The sequence below is a fragment of the Stygiolobus sp. CP859M genome (genome assembly GCF_037389975.1).
Taxonomy (GTDB): Archaea; Thermoproteota; Thermoprotei_A; order Sulfolobales; family Sulfolobaceae; genus Stygiolobus.
On the sequence record NZ_JBBHKS010000007.1, the window covers coordinates 284,920 to 303,920 of the forward strand.

Consider the following 19,001-nt stretch of genomic DNA (forward strand, 5'->3'; position numbering starts at 1 on the left):
TTTATCCTATTTTATCCTTGTAAAGGATTGTATATAACGTATTCACCTTACCTGAAGTGGTTACTAAATCTATGCCTAGTATAACCATGCCTCTATTCTCAAGTTCGTTTATTTTTGCCTTTAGCTCCTCTGGTTCTTTCACCGTTAAAAACAAGTCATAAACTCCTTGGTAAATGTTCGTACCTCCTTCAACCGTTTTTTCTGAGTAGACGGTAATCCTATAAGTTCTGTTAGTAGGTTTTAGGGTGAATATTGTTGAAAGCTCCCTACCCTGAACCTTTCCGTAAGGTTTAAAATAGTACCCTGCTACGTCCTTAACTTCTCCCTCAACTATCAAAGGATACTCTTCTAAAATTCTATACTCAGATGGCTCCGAAAACGGTACGTATAACTTAGTGTTAGTGAGAGAACTCTCCAAGGATATTCCATCTTTAGCATACCAGCTAGATATAGGTACATTTCTCGATAGCCGGTTATAGAAAACTAATATCTTATAACTCTTCTTTACCTCTAAGACCGCATCGTATTCGATGTCGTAAATCAGTTCGACCTCTGCATCTTCAAAAGCAGGCGTAAAGCCCTTCTCAGCTATCCTCTTTCCTACATCTCTCTTAATCTCGTTCTTAATACTCTCGTAATAGGTCAAGTCGTTACTAACTATGAAATCCTCTTCCAACCTCTTCAAATAAGTAGGTAAGTTGACACCTAGAACGAAAGTCTTATAACCTTTCTCCTTGAGGATTTGTAACGCGTTTCTCTCGAATTTATCCTTAATCTCTTCTATTTTGTCTCCACAAATGTAACAGCTTCTTTTTTGGAACCCCTCATTATAATAGAGGGAAAATAGAGGCGAAGCAAGCTCTCCAATGTTGAAGAATACCTCCTTTAGCTCTGTAAGGTCTTGAATCTCATGATCTTTAATCATCTTATCGATCTCCATCAAAAGTGCCAACTTCATTGCCTTACCTCTCTCATTGTTGGTATGTCCATAACTCAATCTGGCAAAGCATCTGCCTAAACAACTGTTACAAAGAGGATATTTAGAAAGAAGAGTAAAAGCCTTATTTAATATCTCTCCCTTCAAAAAGCTTTGCAAGACCTTTCTTCCTCCTCATCATTTTTAATAAGTTGTTTGTCATTTCATATTGTTTAAGGAGCTCCTTTACCTCCTCGGGCGTAGTTCCAGACCCCTTTGCGATCCTCTTTATTCTAGACTTGTCTATTATGTCAGGGTTATCGAGTTCTTTATAAGTCATTGAATTCATGATATTCATGAATTTTCTTATCTTCTCCTCTCCTAACTTAAGTTGTTCTTCTGGTATTTGTGATAAAATATTGTAACCAGGGATCATCTGGAGAATCTTATTGAGGGGACCCATCTTTCTCATCGCATTCAACTGTTTATAAACATCCCTTAAAGTGAGTTTAGTCTTACCCGTTAACACTTCCTCCATTTTCTTCTCTATCTCCTCATATTCCTCTATTCCTTTGATCTTCTCTATTATAGCCTCAATATCACCCATTCCTAATATGCGTGAGACAAACCTTCTAGGATTAAACACTTCAAGCTCATCGAGCTTTTCGCCAGTGCCTATGAACTTAATAGTAGCCCCTGTAGCGGCTACAGCAGAGAGTGCTCCTCCTCCTTTAGCAGTACCGTCCATTTTAGTGATTATGATAGAGCCTATAGGACTCGCGGTGTGGAACTTAGAAGCTAGATCGTAAGCCTTTTGTCCGATAGAAGCATCTATCACCAAGATTACTTCGTCCGGTTTTATACTCTGATAAATGTTCTTCATTTCTTCCAACAGTTTAACCTCTTCCCCGTAACCATGTCTTCCTGCAGTGTCTACTATGACGACGTCGTATTTTTCCTTTAGGAACTTTTCTACACCGTTCTTAGCTATTTGTATAGCGTCCTTATTCCCAGGCTCACCATATATAGGTACACCTATTTGGTTTCCTATTTGTAGAAGTTGTTCATAAGCAGCAGGTCTATATATATCTGCAGCCACTAATCCTACTTTATACCCTTTTTTCTTGTAGAATAATGCCAATTTTCCTGAAGTAGTGGTTTTACCGCTTCCTTGTACACCTACAAGCATTATCACGTAAGGAAGTTTCTTAGGCATTACATTAGGTTCTTTATCTCCCCCAAACAAGTTAGTTAGCTCTTGGTAAACTATTGAGATAAACCACTCTCTTCTCTCGATAGCAGATGGTGGCTTTTCATTTGCGAGCCTATTCTTAATTTTTGTAGTTAATTCATTAACCAGTTTAATATTTACATCAGCTTTTATGAGAGAAATCTGGAGGTCTTTTATGAAATCATTAACAGCCTTATTATAATCAGAAGAACCTAAAAATTTCTTTACTGCATCTTTTAAATTATCAAGCAAGGTTACTTAACCCTTACAATCTTTTTTCTACCCATTACGTCCCAATACTCTATCTCCGCACCCGGCCTTATTTTATCCGCAAGTTCAGGTTCTTTAGGCCTCTCAATATCAAAAGTCTCGTAAGTTTCTAAGTCCATTATTTGAACAGTGTCACCTTTGTCTGCGAGTATCTGACCTACATGCTTCTCTATAATCGGAACTTCAACCTGCTGATCAACGGGAGCCATTATAGTCCTCTTTTGACCGGTGAAAATACCGATTGCGACGACGTTCGCCTTAGCACTACCGTGCTTACCGGTCTTTGCCTTAGTGATGTCTACAACTCTACAAGGTTCTCCATCTATAACTACGTAACTTCCAACCTTTAAATCGCCAACCGTGGTGTACTGAATGCTCACGATTACTCCCAATTATCCTAATTCACATTAGGTTTTAAACTCTTTTGTCATTGTCACGAAGTTTAGAAGATTTAAGCTCCGAGCTTTGGCCCTTCATCATATTTCAGCCAGTCTAACCTCTTCACAGCAACTTATTTTTACCTTCGATCATATATAAGGGTATGCCGTGGAAAGTAAGGTGCAGAAACTGTAAGACAGAATGGGTAATAAACATTAGTTTCGACATAAGCAAACAACCGGCGATCTACCAATATTGTAAAGTATGTAGAAGAAACACTTTTAATGACATCTTGGAATACATTGAATAAGGGATGAAGAGCCCAATAAAGTTGACCGGTGATATAACCTGTCTCGGCTGACTTCTAACTTACGAAATCTCCGCTCTTAATCTTTTCTGGAATATATTGGAATGCTAAGAATTTTAATCCCTTACTAGCCATAGCCTCGATCTCCAACTTAGATTTCTTATCCAAGAAGATCTCTATCTCATGTTGCCACCCTTTCGTCTTAAACCAATCGTAGTTCTTTATTTCAAGAGCCCTCTTTACGTCCGCTTCCTTAGCCTTGATGATATAATTCCTCCTCTCCTGCTCTGAAAGGTAGGGCTTCTTATTCTTGTCTCCGAAAATATCCGTCATCGAGACCCCCAAAAACTTAGCATTAGGGGTAGCTAACCTCTCGCTTTCATAGGATAGTTGGATCGAACCTATCCTGAATACACTATAGATATACCATCCGTAGGGGTCTGCATCAGTTAAAATATAAACGGGGAGTTTGAGTTCCTCATTTAACCTTCTCACGAACCTCCTAGTCGCTCTATCAGGCTGACCGGCACTAGTTATCAAAATAGCCTTATACTGCCTCCAAAAACCAGCTCTGTGAAGTTGCTGAAATACAGCGTCCTTCTCCACGACTAAAACGAACTCAGCGTTCACGTTCACGAAGTCAATTAAATCAGGAGTAGGTTCTATCGCATATGCACCGTGACCCATCTTACTCAAGTCTATAACGTCGTTACCACTTCTAATCTGCATATCCCCTACCACTTTTCCCTTCTCTTTACTTAGAATTAACATGTCCTCCCTCAAGAGATTGGTGAAGACTTCTATATCTACGATCACACTGTCAGACTCTTTTTGTTCATCCCAAGTGTTCTCCTCATAAGTTTTGTTAGTTCCTTTAAGTATTATAGAGTGCTTACCTCTATAGTACAGATCACGTATTGTCGGATACTCATCGTTGACTAACGCATCGTATATAATACTCGCCATCAGAGTAGTTTGCATAAATCGCTTTGCCTCATTAAGGTCTAGGAAGTTTCTCCTTAACTTTTCCTTTCCTAAGATCAACAAACCTCTTTTCTCGTCGTATATAGTGTTAGACAAAGTCCTCTTGGGGATTTCCATTACGGGTGGTTCTCTCTTATTAATTTGTTCTATCACTTTAAGAAAAGTGTCTCGTAAAATTTTAGAAGCCTTCTTCCTAGCCTCGCGGTCGACCTTTGAAGTAAGTTCCGTCATAACTCCTCAACCTTATAGTTTTTAATTTCCTCTACTAATTGTTTATCTTCAATTTCAAGTTTCTTTAGCACGAGATTGAGCAACTGTTCTCTAATTGAATTCTGAACCTCTGGGACTTTTTCCTTCTCTCCTGCAACAAATATCGCCAGGCTCCTGCTCACTTCAGGAATATATTTAAGGTATGTAATGAGCTTCTTTTTAGCCTCTTCCTCCTTTTTCTTTTCACTAATATAAGCCTTTAACTGCCTCGCGACATCCATTAATGCAAGCTTAATCTCCTTTTCAATTTCCTCGACGTCTGCAATACTTTCCTTGCCCTCACTCTTATACGGGACTTTAGTACTACACAAGTGAACCATGACAACTAAAGGTGGCTGTTCTTCCTCTATACCGTACCTTTTCCAGTCCATCTCTTCACTTACTACCTTCCAGATCACGTCAGACTTCTCGCCATATATTAAAGGGATCTTATTCGCATACCTTAACACTACGGGTTCAGGAGATGGCGGTATTGCTCCGCCATAAGCAATTCCAGCCTCAACAATAAACGGATGCCCTTGATATGCTTTCGGTTTCCTAGTTATAGCAGCTACAAACTCAGGGTTAAAGATCTTCTTAAGGCTTAATTCAATTATGTCAGAACCTATTACTGAAAGCGCTTCTGCTGAAGGCGGTCTAAAGTCCTCAAACTTCTTCATCACTTCTACTAGCCTAGAGATCTCTTCGTCAGTGAGGTCAGTGACCTTCTTGTTCTTGTTTATATTTGCTGACTCTAGAATCTTATCAGCAGTTACATCACCGATGCTCTGGAACTCATTAATCAGGAAATCCCTAACCGGTACTGGCTTATTCAACTTAGTTATAAGGTATTTAATCAACTCTATATCTACACCGTAGGGGTGTGGTTTCACTTCCTCTGGTGGTTTAGGTAATTTCTCGGTTAGCCTTTGATAATACACTACATTACCATCAGGGTCTCTAAACGTGATCTCTGCATAGGGTGCTACAACATAAGTTTTCTTAATGTATTCATATACTCTCGACTTAGCCCTCTGCCAATCTGCAACCAAGTATAACGTCACAGAGGTTCCGTGCCACCCCTTATCGTTGGAAACTGAATATTTTTCAAGTACTACTGGTTCGTTTTTAGTTACGTCTATCTTCAGTTTAAAATAGTAAACCCTTTTTGAATTTAAAGGAGAAGTATAAACCTCAACCGGTTTATCCTGATACATCTGGCTGTAGAGTACAGCCGCCTTGACACCCAGCCCGTACATTCCTCTGGTCTGTCTTAAAACGTACTTCGAACTGTAAAGCACTCTGCCTAAAGCATTAGGTACAACATGAGGAGGTATACCTATACCGTTGTCCTCTACGTTTACCTTGTAGACTTGCTTATCCGGATTTACTAAGTCTATCAAAATTTTGATTGAAGGCAAAATACCATGGACGTCAGTGGCATCTAACGCATTTTCTACCAACTCTCTAATAGTTTGATATAAGGCACGGGCTGGGTTGCTGAATCCAGCTAACTCTGGATATCTCTTGAAGAACTCTGCAGGTGAAATACTTGTATATTTCTCGGAAGACATGAGCACCACGCGGTATAAACTGTATTTTTAATTATAGTATGATTACATTAATAAGGATGCTGACAAGATCGGAAGAATTACAGTAGCGTCTCCGTATATAACTACGTTTTCACTAACCGGCTTAATCTTATTCCAAGATATTGCTTCCCTGGGTTTAGCTCCGCTAAGACTCCCATCATATTCCTGAGCTGTAGTTACATAAACAGTGTAATCGAGACCGTCTTTAAACTGATTCCACCAGATGGTATGGTGTTTACTGATCCCTCCACCAATTATTAAGGCTCCTGACTTCTTGCACGAAAAAATAAGGTCTTTAACCATCTTCATATCTTCAAATAAGTTAATCCTCAGCCCGTTAAATTGGGAAAATATAAAGAGATTCGTTCCGAAGGATCCGTCAACTACGCCGGGTACTATAATCGGTACTTTCTTTTCATAAGCTGCTCTTAATATAGAGTTCTTATCGTCTATCCTCTTACCAAACTCCCATAATAATTCATAAACAGGCCACTCTTTCTTTATCCTTACTAGTTCTTCAATATTTTTCCTGACTACTTCCTCGATTACCTTACCGTAACTTTCAAACGGGACTAGCACGTTTCCAAGCCTATGTATTTCCAACTCCCGTAACATTGTGTCATCATATTCGAACAATCCCTTGTAGTATTTACCGCCGTTGCCTCTGGCTATATCGTGATCAATAGTCCCTCCAGTAGTTATTACAACGTTAAAATACCCTTTCCTTATGAGATCAGCAAAGAGTCCTCTTAGTCCAGTTGAGACTAAATTAGCGGTAAAGGAAAGAAAACGGAGGTCCGCATCTTTCATCATGTCTTTTAAGATCCTAGACCCCCTTACTATGGCTTCCGCCGAAAAACCATATATTTTATCCAATACTGGTAAAATCTTTTCTACTCCTCTAAGGTCCTCTAGTGTTATATCCTCTATAGGTTCCTTAAGTAAATCTGCTCTTTTCATCCCTTGGTCACACCTATTGGTCTTAATCTAGCAACCAACTTAGCTATCTTAACTTCATGTGCAACTTTTGCCACTCTGTCTACATCCTTATAAGCACCGGGAGCCTCCTCAGCAACTACTCTCTTCGTAGCTGCCCTTATTACAATTCCCTTTTGCTCTAAGTTTTGTACTACGTTATTAATCGGGTAGCTTCTCACCGCTGCTTCTCTTGACATCCAACGTCCAGCACCATGAGGAGCCGTAAACCAAGTCCTTCTTCCCTCAAGTATACCAGCCATGACATAGCTGGCCGTACCCATGCTTCCGGGGATCAGGACAATCTGACCTGTACTTCTGTGGTCAGGGGGAATCTCATGACTCCCCGGAGGAAAAGCCCTAGTAGCTCCTTTTCTGTGAACTAATACTTTCTTCCTTTTTCCTTCAATATCGTATTCCTCAATTTTAGCTATGTTATGTGCTACGTCGTAAATTATGTTTAAGTCCAATTTCTCCGGATCTACTTTGAAAACCCTCCCGAAGCTCTCCCTAACCCAGTGGGCTATCATTTGTCTGTTAGTCCACGCAAAGTTCGCCGCTGAGACCATAGCATGGAAATAGTCCTGAGCTTCTCTAGTGTTAAAAGGTATAGCTGCAAGTTCTCTATCTGGGACTTGAACGTTATACTTCTTCATAGCCCTCTCCATAACCTGCAAGTAGTCGCTTGCTACTTGATGTCCTAATCCTCTAGATCCCGTGTGAACCATCACTGTTACTTGTCCTTCATGGGTAATTCCTATCGCTTTCGCTACTTCTGGGTCGTATATCTTGTCTACTACTTGTATCTCTAAGAAGTGATTTCCAGCTCCCAAAGTACCTAACTGAGTGTGACCCCTCTGCTTAGCAATAGGGCTTACCTTCGACGGATCAGCTAAATCCCAACTACCATGTTGCTCTATGTGTTCCATATCTCTGTCCCAACCGTAACCGTTATCTACAGCCCACCTAACGCCTTCAGCCAATACGTTGTCTAACTGTTGTAAAGTTAACTTAACCTTTCCTTCACTTCCGACTCCGCTAGGCACATTTCTGTAGATTTCCTCGACCAAATCCTTGAGCTTGTCCTTTACGTCTTTGTAGTCTAAGTTTGTCCTTAATAATCTGACTCCGCAATTAATATCGTAACCTATTCCGCCCGGTGAAACAACTCCTCCTTCGTCTATAGCTGTAGCAGCGATTCCACCTATCGGGAATCCATAACCCTGATGTCCGTCCGGTAATACGTAAACGGATTCTTGTACTCCGGGTAAACATGCAACGTTCATCGCTTGTTTCAACGTTAAGTCTTGTTTCATTTTCTCAATTAACACATCGTCAGCAAACACTGTTACGGGTACTTTCATACACTCTTGGGTTCCCTTTTCAATCCTCCACTCATAAGTGTTAACCCTCTTGGGTTGAATGTCCGGCATTCCGATATGAAAATTATTTTAAACTCTAATAAAGCTGATTTAAATTGTGAAGAGTATAGCGGACACTGAAATAAACATGATGAGGGCTGAGTAACGGATTCATATAACTTTCTTTGCAGCTTGCCTCTTTTTTTCGTTAATTTCCTCGTACTTCTTTCTTAACTCTTTAAAAATCCCTGAAATCTCGTCCATATCAACATTATAAACCGCTTCCTTTAGAAACGTATAAGCACAAGCCTTGCTGTGAAAATAGTAATCCTCTCCCTTCATTGTTAATTTAATCCCTTGGCCTTCGGGGAATTTTCTCCCGCATACGATACACTCTAATTTTGCTTTCATACAACAAACGGAGAATTTAAATTTTTAAAAATAGCGGTGTATTGTGCATTAAAATAACGGTGATTATTAGTGCATAAATTACACTGTAAACTGCAGTCGCTCATTAAGGAAAAAGGATGGGACGACCTCACTACCGTTCAGAAGGAGACCTTTACCCCAATTATCGAGGGTAAAAACGTACTTGTTGTAGCCCCTACTGGTTACGGTAAGACCGAGGCCGCTTTGTTACCTATATTTAACATAATGCTACGTAACGAGACCAAGCCCGTAGCCGTACTGTACATAACACCGCTAAAAGCCCTCATAAACGATATAACTTTGAGAATCGAATGGTGGACTTCAAAACTCGGTTTTTCGGTAAGCAGAAAACACGGTGAAGTACCCCAAAAGGAAAAAAGCCTGAGGCTGAAGAAAGTACCCCACATACTCGTCACAACCCCTGAAGGGTTGGAAATCGATTTAGACTGGGCGAGTAAATTCAGAGAAAATTACAGAAATACAAAGTGGATAATAATTGATGAAGTTCACGAGTTAGTAAACTCTAAAAGAGGGGCACAATTATCTGTATTACTTGAAAGATTAAAGGACTTTACAAATTACGATTTCCAGAGAATAGGCCTTTCCGCTACAATAGGTAACGAACAGAAGGTAGCCAATCTCATTTTTGGTTCTTCAAATAGGGAAAGTAAAATAGTAAAAGTCGAAGGAGCGAGAGACTTTGAAGTAAAAATACTAAAAGTAAAACAAAAAGAAGGAGAAGACCTTTGGGGCTCTACCGCGAAACTGGTAAACCAACTGGTAGAAAGACCTACATTACTTTTCACTAATTCAAGATTTAGTACAGAGAGATTGTATGAAGAACTAGAAAGGAGTAAACTGAAAAATATCTTTATCCATCACTCCTCTATATCTAAAGAAGAGAAAATAAGGGTAGAGAACAACCTCAGGGAAGGAAAGGCTGACGTTGTTATTTGTACAAGAACACTAGAACTTGGAATACACATAGGAGATATTAAGAAAGTAATAATGTATAGACCACCTCCCACAGTTTCTTCATTCCTCCAGAGGCTCGGAAGAAGCGGGCACACTATAAACAGAGTCTCTAAAGGTGAAATCGTATGCCTATACGATTACGACATCTTAGAAGCAATATCCTTATATGAGCTCGCTAAAGCGGGAATAGTAGAACCGCCAAAATCCATGCCTTACATGGACGTCGTGGCAAGGGAAATAATAGGTATAACCCTTCAATACGGCGAAATAGATGTTGAAAAACTCTATAACCTAATAACAAAATCCTCCTATTATAAAGGACTTAAATTCGATAAGTTCTTATCGCTAGTAGAGTACATGATACAAAACGGATTGTTAAAGAAGGAGAACGATAAGGTGAAAATCGGCAAAACCTTCTTCAAGATCTGGAGGTTTGATAAAGACAACAAAATAACGTGGATGAAGGACTTTTCCGAATTCTTCTCCTTTATAAATACCGACGAAACCTTCAACTTACGTTACGAAAACAAAACAATCGGCGAAATAGACGCGGTATACGTCTACAAACACTTGAGAAATAACGACATTATTAGGATAAGTGGAAAACTGTGGAGGATTGTAAATATAGACATCAATAAAATGCAAATTAACGTAGCCCCTGCTACAAGTGGTAACGGAGAAATCCCAATATGGAAAGGAGAAAACATATCAAAGTCCAGTCTAATAACAAAGCAAATCGAGAAAGTCTTACACAATATCGATGACTACTTATACGGTGAGGATAGTCTTATAGATGAAGAGTCGAAGAACGCTTTGAATAAATTAGTGGAATTCTATCGTATTCATCAACTGCCTCTGCCCAATACAAGGACGATCTACATAGAAAACGAAAACGATGAGATTGTTTATGCAACCCTTATTAACGAGAAGATAGCAAATACACTATCTCACGCCCTATTGTATTTAGCCACTAAAAAGTACTCACTTAATGTCTCTGCAAGGTCTTCAATTTACGGCTTTTCAATAAAGGGAGTAGACAAGGATCTGTTACAAGACCTCATAAACCTAGACGAAAAGCAGCTAAAATCCCTGCTTATAAAATCCGTAAAAAGATCTCCTCTCTTCTTTGCCACACTTAAGGAAATACAATACAGTTTCGGTAAGATAAATAAAGTAAGCAGCAAAGATAAGATAATATTAGAAGAAGCCCTAAAACAGACCGTTAACAAATACTTCAGCATTAAGGGAACTATAAAATACGTAAAGATGATCAAGGAAGGAAAAATAAGGATCATAAACATCAACGGGTTCTCCCCGTTAGGTAAAGCCGTACTGAGCCACTCTCCTATAAAACCGTGGATCTCTGACATCTCAATCCGTATTTACCAAGCCCTCAAAGGCGGAGCCTACACTGTAGAGGAACTGTCAGATATGTTAGGAATATCGAAGAAGACATTAGAATTAAGGCTGAAGAAGATGAGGAAGCCCAGTTCTAAGTACAGGACTTGCAACTTCATAGACGTGGACACCCATGAGACTAGATGGGCGTTATTAGAGGACTTAAAGGAGATAGCCGAATCCGATGATTACTATAATTCCTTCAACCCCATTAACCTCGACGAGTCCTATGTGATGGTAATGAGGGCATACCAGTCAGAAGGAGCTACTGAATCAGTATTCAGGGTAAAGGATCTTGTCAAAAACCCAGAGGAGTTCCTAAAAAGGATACCGTATGACGAAATATTAGAACTGAAATTAAAAGACCCGAACGATTCTCTAGTAGCTTCGATATCTCCTAAGTACTATTTTGTTAAAAAGAGCATAGCCAGATTTTTAGTTTTGAACGCCATAAGTTATATTCAGAACCTAAAGTTCGGATGATGAAGCCCTTCGATAAAGAACGGTGATTCTGGCCCGTGTTACTGATAAAGCACGTAAGTTTCAAAGCACAGATTTATTTTTTCAAACGTTATCAACTATCCGATCCTAGATGAGTGAGAAAAAGTCAAATGAAATTGTGGTTGGAAGGACAAAAAGTGTAGAAGACTATGTGTTAGATATAATAAGCCTCTTTAACCAAGGCTCCCAAGAAGTGGAAATAAAAGGGAACGGCTTTGAGATAAACAAAGTAGTTGACATATACAACCAACTCGTGGACAGACTTAAAGAGGGAGTAAAACTCGAGAAAGTAGACATAGGAAGCGAGGTAAAAGACAAGAGGAGGGTGTCATACCTTCTCCTCAAGCTCAGAAGAGTTTATTAAGGGTCTTACAGCACTGCTGACCTCAGCGAACAAGTCCCTAACAAACACGTCAAGCTTTAACGACCCCTTAGAGATCTTGTCTATTGTATCCAACAACAATCTAGTTCTGTTTTCGCTTACGAAGTCCGAAAAGTTATTACTTAACACCTCATAAGCCTTCATACCTCTTTTAGAAGCTAACAGAAAATACCTCTTTTTAGTCTCCACAACATAACCGTGTTTAACTAGAGAAGATACGGTTTTTGCGTAAGTACTCGGTCTACCTATGTTCTTCTCCTTCATGATCTTTATCACATCTGCATATCCCAACAGAGTTACCGATGAACCCTTCTTGATCTCACTCGCTACTTTACTCTCGTCTAGCACAAAGACCCTTAAAGGATAAATTTGAGAGAAACCACCTTCGACCTTTATCGGTACCTCTACCAATTCCTCAACCCCTTCCTTCAACACTATCTTGACCTTTGCATAAGTTACCCTAGTACTTTTCATTTGACTCGCAATAAACCTCCTGAAGATCAGGTCATAAACCTTAAAGTGAGCCCAAGTAAACTTTACGTAATACTTAAACGGGTTTTCCTCAATATCCCTCTGCAAATCGTTTAAATCCATGGGGTTTGTAGGTCTGATACCCTCATGTGTACCACTCTCTCCCCAACTCCTACCTTGGAATTCACTTTCCAAGTTCACCTTACTTAAGTACTCCTTAGCAATACCGATACCTAAAGGTGAGATGTGACTACTATCCGTCCTGTGGTAAGTGATCAAACCACTTTCGAACAATTCCTGAGTGATCCTCATAGTGACAGGGGCACTTAACCCAAGCCTATTATAAGCATCTATGAGGAGGGAATCAGTAGTGTAAGGCGGTAAAGGCGTTACCTCTTCCACTCGCTCCCCTAGTTTGTAGACTTTAGCGTTTAAACTCTTAACGAATTCATCAGCTTCAGCTTTACTCTTGAATATTCTCTTAATGCTATAGTTACCGATCTTTACGTACACTACCCAGCCCATGTTTCTCTTATACTCCTCAGTCCTCTGGACGATCCACCCTAAGACTGGTCCCTGAACCCTACCGCTCCCGTTGTTTTGATCTCCGATTACAGACTTTAATACACTGCTCAACTCAAACCCTATCCATCTGTCCTCAATCCTCCTTGCTATTTGTGAATCAACGGTGTTATAATTAAACCCTGACTTATTCCTTATTGCTTCCAGAATGGCACTCTTAGTTATCTCATGGTACGATACCCTATACACATTCTTGTTGTAAGGACTGACCAAGGCGTATAAGTCAAAGGCTATCTTCTCCCCTTCTTGGTCGGGGTCTGTAGCAATATAAACTTCATCCACGTCAGAGCTCAATAGCCTAATTGCGTTAATGATCCTTTCTGAAGAAAACAGTAATGAGGAACCACAATACGGGCACGTATCTGCCCTCCTTGTGACAGTCTTCTGGCAATTGTAACACTTGTATATAGGAGAATAGTTTACCCTTATCCCGTCTTCCAATTCAACTCCATGGTATCCTATACTCTCAGTAGTCAAATCGGTTACATGTCCTTTAGATGCTACAACATTGGATACTATTACATTATTACCGTCTATAATTATAGTCTCGTAAACAGGAACTCCGTAAAGCTCCCTCCTTACGCCTCTACTGAAAATTCTGGAGATGGTTTTTGCTTTAGTCGGCGACTCAACTACGATTAACGCGGTCTTTAGGTTAAGGCTTCTAGACTTTCCCTCCCTACTCTCTCTTATCTCCTTCTTTAAGTCGTCTAAGTCCAGTTCCTCAATACTCTTAAACACAGCTTCCCCTGAGTAACTCCTTACTCTCTTTATCAATAACTCAAAGAGGTCCCTATCGTCCACCATTGCCACACTTAGACCCAAGGTAAAACCGTTATTAAGGATCCTACTCGCCCTTCCCGAACCTTGTATGTATGTAATCGCATCGGGTATCAAGATGAAATATTTCCTACCCTCTCTCCTGACTATGAAGTTATCCAGTTTCAACACTTGCAACTTCCTCTCCTTGAGTGAATCCACCACTTCCTCCTTCAACTTCATCAAATAGACGCGTAATTCCTCCAATTTACCGTTCAGGCTCTCGGAGTTCCTCAGGGCAAACTTTAAGGCTTGTACTTCAGACTGTGATAATGTTAGTAACTTCCTCCTGAGTAAACTCACGTCCAGAGACAACCCTTCTGCTACCCTTAGGGTAGTGAATGGATTATTTAGAGATTCCTCTAGAGGCAACTTAGTCTTGGGAACACCGTAAAAGATCACGTATTTCAGCCTCTTAGGCTCGTCCAGACCCCTTACGGCAACACCGTAATAACTCGCCGATCCTACTAAGTAGTCTACCTCTCCCGAGGAGAACTTGTCCATGAACTTTCTTCCCGATATAGCTTGAATAGCCCTAAACCCCTTCCCGTTAAGCTCTTCAACTATTTTCTTAACCTTACTCCTACCATAGTCTTTAGAGACTAAGATCAAAGCCCCTTTATCGTTTATTTTTTCCAATAATCCTACCATATCTAACGAGTTATAGTAAGAGTCTACAATATTCCTACTGTATATCTGGACAGTAGAAGGCTCGAACCCAGCTAAAGTCCTCAACGCTAACTGCTTAGCCCCTTTCGGTCTCAGAGTTGCGCTAGACACTACAAACTGTGACGCGGGTCTCCAAGAATAAACCTCAGCCTCAAGCTCCCTGACCTTCACCATGAGTTCTTTATCCTCTTTCGCTGAGACTATACTCTTCAGCTTTACCAGTTGCACTGCCTTGTCAAATACTTCAGGAGGTATTTGGAGAATAGTGGCAACCCTCTCGGTAGTCTTCCCGCTTTTCAATATCATATCAGCGTCGTCAACGATGACTACCTTAGGCTTTATCTCAGCGTAAGTCTTAGTGTTTCTATTAACTGAGTAAAAGGTAGTTACGTTAATCTTTCCTTCCTCTGCATCACCGCAGGAGACCTCTGGAGTGATAGCCTTTAACCTCTGACAAATCTGATCCTTAAGGGAGTTTGTAGGCACTATGAATAGAGTGGTTTCCCCTCTATAAACCGAGTAAACCATCAAAGTCGTGGTCTTTCCTATCCCAGTAGGGGCTGAAAGGGAAAAGCTCTCTCCCCTTACCAATTTTCTCAACCAATACTTCTGCAAAGGCCAAGGGTCTTTTCCTACTACTTTCCTGAACAGTTCAGACAACTCTTCTAACATTTCCAAGTTATAATATAGTTCCGCATAGCTCTTCAACGTGCCATTCTTAACTAGCAAGTCGTAGATCGTCTTAACGTCTAATTCCTTCGCGTATCCGGGTAAACAGGACTCGCAAGGTAAGCCCTTTAATAGTCTGTCAACTTCAATCGGGCCATTACAATTGGGGCAACCGAATAAGTACCTAATCTTAACCATGCTAAATGTTGCATTTGTAGAGTATGATTTTATAAAACGTAGAAGTAGGTGATATCGTGGCGTCTAGCTTAAATACTAAGTTTATCCACTTCACTCTCTTAGATAACTTTATTACCTTAGTAAGTATCTGATAATGCGATTCGGGTGATATATGTGAGCACCGCCGCAACTCCAAGTAATGTAGTATTAGTAGGTAAAAAACCTGTAATGAACTACGTATTAGCAGCCCTAACCCTACTAAACCAAGGTGTAAGTGAAATAATAATAAAGGCAAGAGGCAGAGCAATCAGCAAAGCCGTAGACACTGTAGAAATAGTTAGGAATAGATTCTTACCAGACAAAATAGAGGTTAAGGAAATAAGGATCGGTAGCCAGACCGTAACAAGCCAAGACGGTAGGCAGTCCAGAGTTTCAACAATAGAAATAGCTATTAGGAAGAAGGCATAAAGGTAATAAAGCGTTTTTATCCCGCGCTTTTCTTAGACATAATTTTAATTATTACGGCGTAAACAATATCTTTAGAATACTATGAGTTCCTCACAACCATCTTATAAAGTAGAATTTGAAGGCAAAGCAAAAATAGGAGAGATCATGGGAGGCTTTGTACCAATACAGCTTAGACCTGAAGACTTGTCCAGCCCACTCTCATTCCAAATGGCGTTGAGCAGAATATACGAGGAATTAATGAGATCTTTAAACCAAGGACCATCGAAAAAATATGTGGCGGAAGTGAAATTTACAGACTCTTTAGGGAATCCCGTAGTAGTAGGAGTCGATTTCGGTCAAAACATCCCTCCCCTTAGCAACAAAGAAGTTAAAGTCAAGATCACTATCGAATTCTACGACGAAGAGTAGCCCTCCTTCTCAAGTACTTAAAAGATACGTCTAACATATACTCTTCCCACGGGATAACTCTATACCTTAACTCCCCGGTTTTTACAAGGATCCCAGTCTTGTAAAAATAACGAATAACGTTAATTGTTACCTTCTTTGAAAAATAAGGAGAAAGGTAATCAATAGCCTCGCCTAAGTTAAACTCATTAACACCGAACTTCTTCTCGAGCAAATAATAAATTACGACCTCCCTCTTCTTCAGCCATCTCATCTTGATCACTCAACAGCCTAGTTACTCATCATAATTCAGACCTTACAAGTCCTTTCATCGAACAATTATTTATAAACACGTAGTTTTAAACTTAACATAACACAATGCCCTACGTGGATAAAAACGATAAAATTTGCAGACCAGGAGAGAAAAGCAAGATAGAAATAGGAGACATTATACTAGTACACCCGGCACTATTAAAGATTAGGGGCTACATAATTGAATTCCCTCCACTCTCTATAATCTCGCCAAGTTGTAAAGAAGAAATAGAATCACCGAACTGGGTAGAAGGGTACACAGTTACAGGAAAAGAAAAGGTATTATTTCTTGAAGGAAAAAAAGAAATAGAAGGGGAAATAGAGGTAAAATGCCCCAGGTTTTTACCCGCGATAACACTTAAACATGCCCTAGGTAAGGTCAAACTCAAAATAAACGATGAAAGATTTGACGGGATCGTACTTGTCGGGATAGGCGAGCTACCCATCCTCCTCCTTAAGGCGGGACAAGTCACCGTGACTACAACACAACTGAAAAACTACTTAGAACCTTTAGCTTACTCTGCCTACTATTACATCTCGTCTGAAAATAACGAGTCTTCATAAATTATTTCCTTTCTCTTCACGGCTTGGTACTCCTCAGCTGTACCCTTAGTAACTAATTCGTAAAGCCTCGCTTTCTTCCCGTTGCTAGGTCTTAACAACCTTCCCAACCTCTGTATGAACTGCCTCCTAGAACCAGTCCCCGTCACTATTATTCCCACGTTAGCATCTGGAATATCTAACCCCTCGTCTCCCACAGTAGTCAGTACCAAAACACCGCTCTTTATACCCTTAAAAACTGACAAAACCCTTTCTCTCTCACTCTTACTCATCTTCCCCGTTATGAGGAAAGCTTTGAGTAAGTTAGCGATTTCTTCAGCCTGCTCCACATACTGAGTGAATATCAGGATCTTGTTACCCTTTTCCTTCTCCACTATCTCCTTAACCTTCTCCACTTTTTTCTTAGCCAAGTTAGTCAACTTTTTTAACTCGTTGTACACCTTAATAGCCTCAACAGCGTCCTCCTCACCTTTCTTTACCAGTTCGAGTAATTGTGAGACTTTCCTACCCTTAGCCAAGCTCCTGAACTTATTCAAGAGCTTATTATATTCTAACTTCTCTTGAGGAGTTAGCTCAACCTTAACTTGGATAATTTCGAAAGGGGCAAGAAAGCCCTTCTGTATCAACTCCTGAGGGGTCTTGAAGTATATTAACCCGCCCATCAGCTTAAACAACTCCTCGTGCTTACCGTCTTCCCTAACCGGGGTCGCTGATAAAGCCAACCTCCTAGAAGCAAAGGAACTCAAGGCAATTACCTTGAACTTATCTGCGGGTAAGTGATGAGCCTCGTCTATCACGAGGACTTCGAACTTGTCAGCCAACTCCCCCATATGCCTATAAGCCGTATGGTAAGTGGTAACCGTGATCGGTTTTACGTTCTTTTCCCCAGAATAATACAGACCTACCATCGATTTTTCCACGTCAGTAAACCTAAGGATCGAATCCCTCCACTGCATCATCTGCACCTTAGTGAAAGTCACAACTAATGCTGACTTTTTAACGTAAGCAATAGCCCCTATCCCGATTACTGTCTTTCCCGCACCGGTAGGTAATGCAATTACACCGCTCCCCTTTTCCAACCAGACGTCAAGTGCCTCCTTTTGGTACTCCCTCAGCTCCCCTCTGAAGTTGATGTTGACGTCTTTGACCTTTAACTCCAGATCCTTTACCTTAAGCCCGTTCTCCTCAAAACGCGTCTTCAAGAAGTTATAATAGTAAGGGTACGTCTCAAAGACCTTTTTCCCTTTATTGTACTTCAACACACCCTGCTCATAGTAGTCCTTAACTAAGTCCATCAAGTAGACGTGAGGCTTTATTATTACCTTTTCTCCCCTCAAGTAGAACTCGACGTCGTAATTAGGTAACTCCTTCTCCAGTTCCTTCAACACCCCCTCATCAACTTCTACGCCTATCTCTTCAAGTAAACTCTTTATATCGTCAAGCTTCAGCCTGTTTTTCTTAGCCCTTTCCGGGTCTATTACGAAGACCGACCCCTTTTCCGGATCCCTGACTACGAAACGTGAGAAGGTCAACAACTTCTTGAAAGTCTCTTCATCTAACCAACGCTGTATGTAAAAAGTCTTCAAGCTCACCTTTGATCACTTCAACGTAAATAACACTTTCAGATCTAACACTATTTATGTATTCCGATAAATTAATTATCTCGTAAATAAAAATGGTATTACCAAACCTGGTGTTGAACACACAACAATAATTCAGGTAATTAGCTTCGATCTTCTCCGGTAAAACCAAATAAACACCCTTTACCTCCCCTTCGTAAGGGTTGACATGTAAAACCAACCCATGACCGTTGGAAAGAGTAAAGCCCAAAAACTCCTTCCCTAGCTCTTCAGCCTCGCTCAATCCCAAAAATAAGCCTTCCTCGAATCCCCTCCAAGGGGCTAACTCAAGAAGCTCCTTAATCCTCACGGACTATTTTTA

At 40.3% G+C, this 19,001-nt stretch carries 18 protein-coding genes; 6 read left to right on the forward strand and 12 right to left on the reverse strand.

Features of this window, described 5'->3' with window-relative positions; all coding sequences use genetic code 11:
- Position 1: 1 nt before the first annotated feature.
- From WIW72_RS03145 to WIW72_RS03155, 3 genes are read right to left on the reverse strand one after another with little or no spacing between them, the layout of a single operon-like run.
- Complete coding sequence (locus tag WIW72_RS03145) at positions 2-1,096, reverse strand: pseudouridylate synthase (protein WP_337701111.1); 1,095 nt, start codon at positions 1,094-1,096, stop codon at positions 2-4.
- Complete coding sequence (locus WIW72_RS03150; protein ID WP_337701112.1) at positions 1,062-2,399, reverse strand: signal recognition particle protein Srp54; 1,338 nt, start codon at positions 2,397-2,399, stop codon at positions 1,062-1,064. Before WIW72_RS03150 ends, WIW72_RS03145 begins: the two co-directional genes overlap by 35 nt.
- Before the next feature lie 2 nt (positions 2,400-2,401).
- Positions 2,402-2,797: a translation initiation factor IF-5A gene (locus tag WIW72_RS03155; protein WP_337701114.1), complete on the reverse strand. Its 396-nt coding sequence runs from the start codon at positions 2,795-2,797 to the stop codon at positions 2,402-2,404.
- 161 nt (positions 2,798-2,958) lie between these two features.
- Between WIW72_RS03155 and WIW72_RS03160 the strand changes: the two genes are divergently transcribed.
- Entirely contained in the window at positions 2,959-3,105 is a 147-nt protein-coding gene (locus WIW72_RS03160; protein WP_337719470.1) for a hypothetical protein, read from the forward strand.
- Between the two features lie 54 nt (positions 3,106-3,159).
- On the opposite strand, the gene WIW72_RS03165 is transcribed toward WIW72_RS03160, so the two are convergent.
- The 5 genes from WIW72_RS03165 to WIW72_RS03185 all read right to left on the reverse strand — a co-directional run bounded on the left by WIW72_RS03165 (position 3,160) and on the right by WIW72_RS03185 (position 8,674).
- Positions 3,160-4,317, reverse strand: coding sequence for a DNA topoisomerase IV subunit A (locus WIW72_RS03165; RefSeq protein WP_337701116.1), 1,158 nt, complete (start codon positions 4,315-4,317; stop codon positions 3,160-3,162).
- Positions 4,314-5,909 (reverse strand): DNA topoisomerase VI subunit B, encoded by a 1,596-nt coding sequence (locus tag WIW72_RS03170; protein WP_337701119.1) that lies wholly within the window; start codon positions 5,907-5,909, stop codon positions 4,314-4,316. The genes WIW72_RS03165 and WIW72_RS03170 overlap by 4 nt, the downstream gene beginning before the upstream one ends.
- 42 nt (positions 5,910-5,951) lie before the next feature.
- Positions 5,952-6,887 (reverse strand): deoxyhypusine synthase, encoded by a 936-nt coding sequence (locus WIW72_RS03175; protein WP_337701121.1) that lies wholly within the window; start codon positions 6,885-6,887, stop codon positions 5,952-5,954.
- Positions 6,884-8,335 (reverse strand): RtcB family protein, encoded by a 1,452-nt coding sequence (locus tag WIW72_RS03180; protein ID WP_337701123.1) that lies wholly within the window; start codon positions 8,333-8,335, stop codon positions 6,884-6,886. Before WIW72_RS03180 ends, WIW72_RS03175 begins: the two co-directional genes overlap by 4 nt.
- A gap of 99 nt (positions 8,336-8,434) precedes the next feature.
- The gene (locus WIW72_RS03185) at positions 8,435-8,674 is read right to left on the reverse strand and encodes a hypothetical protein (protein ID WP_337701125.1); all 240 of its coding nucleotides are present in this window, start codon (positions 8,672-8,674) and stop codon (positions 8,435-8,437) included.
- A gap of 69 nt (positions 8,675-8,743) precedes the next feature.
- Between WIW72_RS03185 and WIW72_RS03190 the strand changes: the two genes are divergently transcribed.
- Together WIW72_RS03190 and WIW72_RS03195 are read left to right on the forward strand one after the other, a co-directional pair.
- Positions 8,744-11,548: a DEAD/DEAH box helicase gene (locus tag WIW72_RS03190; protein ID WP_337701127.1), complete on the forward strand. Its 2,805-nt coding sequence runs from the start codon at positions 8,744-8,746 to the stop codon at positions 11,546-11,548.
- A gap of 109 nt (positions 11,549-11,657) precedes the next feature.
- Complete coding sequence (locus WIW72_RS03195; RefSeq protein ID WP_156005867.1) at positions 11,658-11,930, forward strand: DNA-binding protein; 273 nt, start codon at positions 11,658-11,660, stop codon at positions 11,928-11,930.
- Here the strand turns inward: WIW72_RS03195 and rgy are convergent.
- Entirely contained in the window at positions 11,895-15,356 is a 3,462-nt protein-coding gene (gene rgy, locus WIW72_RS03200) for a reverse gyrase (RefSeq protein ID WP_337701129.1), read from the reverse strand. The genes WIW72_RS03195 and rgy overlap by 36 nt on opposite strands.
- 153 nt (positions 15,357-15,509) lie before the next feature.
- On the opposite strand from rgy, the gene albA reads away from it, so the two are divergent.
- On the forward strand, positions 15,510-15,803 hold the full coding sequence (albA, locus tag WIW72_RS03205; RefSeq protein ID WP_156005863.1) for a DNA-binding protein Alba: 294 nt from the start codon (positions 15,510-15,512) through the stop codon (positions 15,801-15,803).
- Positions 15,804-15,884: 81 nt separating this feature from the next.
- A complete protein-coding gene (locus WIW72_RS03210; RefSeq protein ID WP_337701131.1) occupies positions 15,885-16,211 on the forward strand; it encodes a hypothetical protein in 327 nt (108 codons plus the stop codon).
- On the opposite strand, the gene WIW72_RS03215 is transcribed toward WIW72_RS03210, so the two are convergent.
- Positions 16,186-16,461 (reverse strand): hypothetical protein, encoded by a 276-nt coding sequence (locus tag WIW72_RS03215; RefSeq protein WP_337701133.1) that lies wholly within the window; start codon positions 16,459-16,461, stop codon positions 16,186-16,188. The genes WIW72_RS03210 and WIW72_RS03215 overlap by 26 nt on opposite strands.
- A 113-nt stretch (positions 16,462-16,574) precedes the next feature.
- On the opposite strand from WIW72_RS03215, the gene WIW72_RS03220 reads away from it, so the two are divergent.
- Complete coding sequence (locus WIW72_RS03220) at positions 16,575-17,063, forward strand: hypothetical protein (protein ID WP_337701135.1); 489 nt, start codon at positions 16,575-16,577, stop codon at positions 17,061-17,063.
- Here WIW72_RS03220 and WIW72_RS03225 read toward each other — a convergent pair.
- On the reverse strand, positions 17,030-18,652 hold the full coding sequence (locus tag WIW72_RS03225; protein ID WP_337701137.1) for a DEAD/DEAH box helicase: 1,623 nt from the start codon (positions 18,650-18,652) through the stop codon (positions 17,030-17,032). The two genes, WIW72_RS03220 and WIW72_RS03225, sit on opposite strands and share 34 nt — an antisense overlap.
- Complete coding sequence (locus tag WIW72_RS03230; protein ID WP_337701139.1) at positions 18,612-18,989, reverse strand: hypothetical protein; 378 nt, start codon at positions 18,987-18,989, stop codon at positions 18,612-18,614. Before WIW72_RS03230 ends, WIW72_RS03225 begins: the two co-directional genes overlap by 41 nt.
- Positions 18,990-19,001: the final 12 nt, after the last annotated feature.

Excerpts from the sequence above, each read along its gene's own strand:
- WIW72_RS03185 (WP_337701125.1), bottom strand. The coding sequence starts at position 8,674 with ATGAAAGCAAAATTAGAGTGTATCGTATGCGGGAGAAAATTCCCCGAA.
- rgy (WP_337701129.1), bottom strand. The coding sequence starts at position 15,356 with ATGGTTAAGATTAGGTACTTATTCGGTTGCCCCAATTGTAATGGCCCG.
- WIW72_RS03210 (WP_337701131.1), top strand. The coding sequence starts at position 15,885 with ATGAGTTCCTCACAACCATCTTATAAAGTAGAATTTGAAGGCAAAGCA.
- WIW72_RS03160 (WP_337719470.1), top strand. The coding sequence starts at position 2,959 with ATGCCGTGGAAAGTAAGGTGCAGAAACTGTAAGACAGAATGGGTAATA.
- WIW72_RS03175 (WP_337701121.1), bottom strand. The coding sequence starts at position 6,887 with ATGAAAAGAGCAGATTTACTTAAGGAACCTATAGAGGATATAACACTA.
- WIW72_RS03215 (WP_337701133.1), bottom strand. The coding sequence starts at position 16,461 with ATGAGATGGCTGAAGAAGAGGGAGGTCGTAATTTATTATTTGCTCGAG.
- WIW72_RS03165 (WP_337701116.1), bottom strand. The coding sequence starts at position 4,317 with ATGACGGAACTTACTTCAAAGGTCGACCGCGAGGCTAGGAAGAAGGCT.
- WIW72_RS03170 (WP_337701119.1), bottom strand. The coding sequence starts at position 5,909 with ATGTCTTCCGAGAAATATACAAGTATTTCACCTGCAGAGTTCTTCAAG.
- WIW72_RS03180 (WP_337701123.1), bottom strand. The coding sequence starts at position 8,335 with ATGCCGGACATTCAACCCAAGAGGGTTAACACTTATGAGTGGAGGATT.
- WIW72_RS03195 (WP_156005867.1), top strand. The coding sequence starts at position 11,658 with ATGAGTGAGAAAAAGTCAAATGAAATTGTGGTTGGAAGGACAAAAAGT.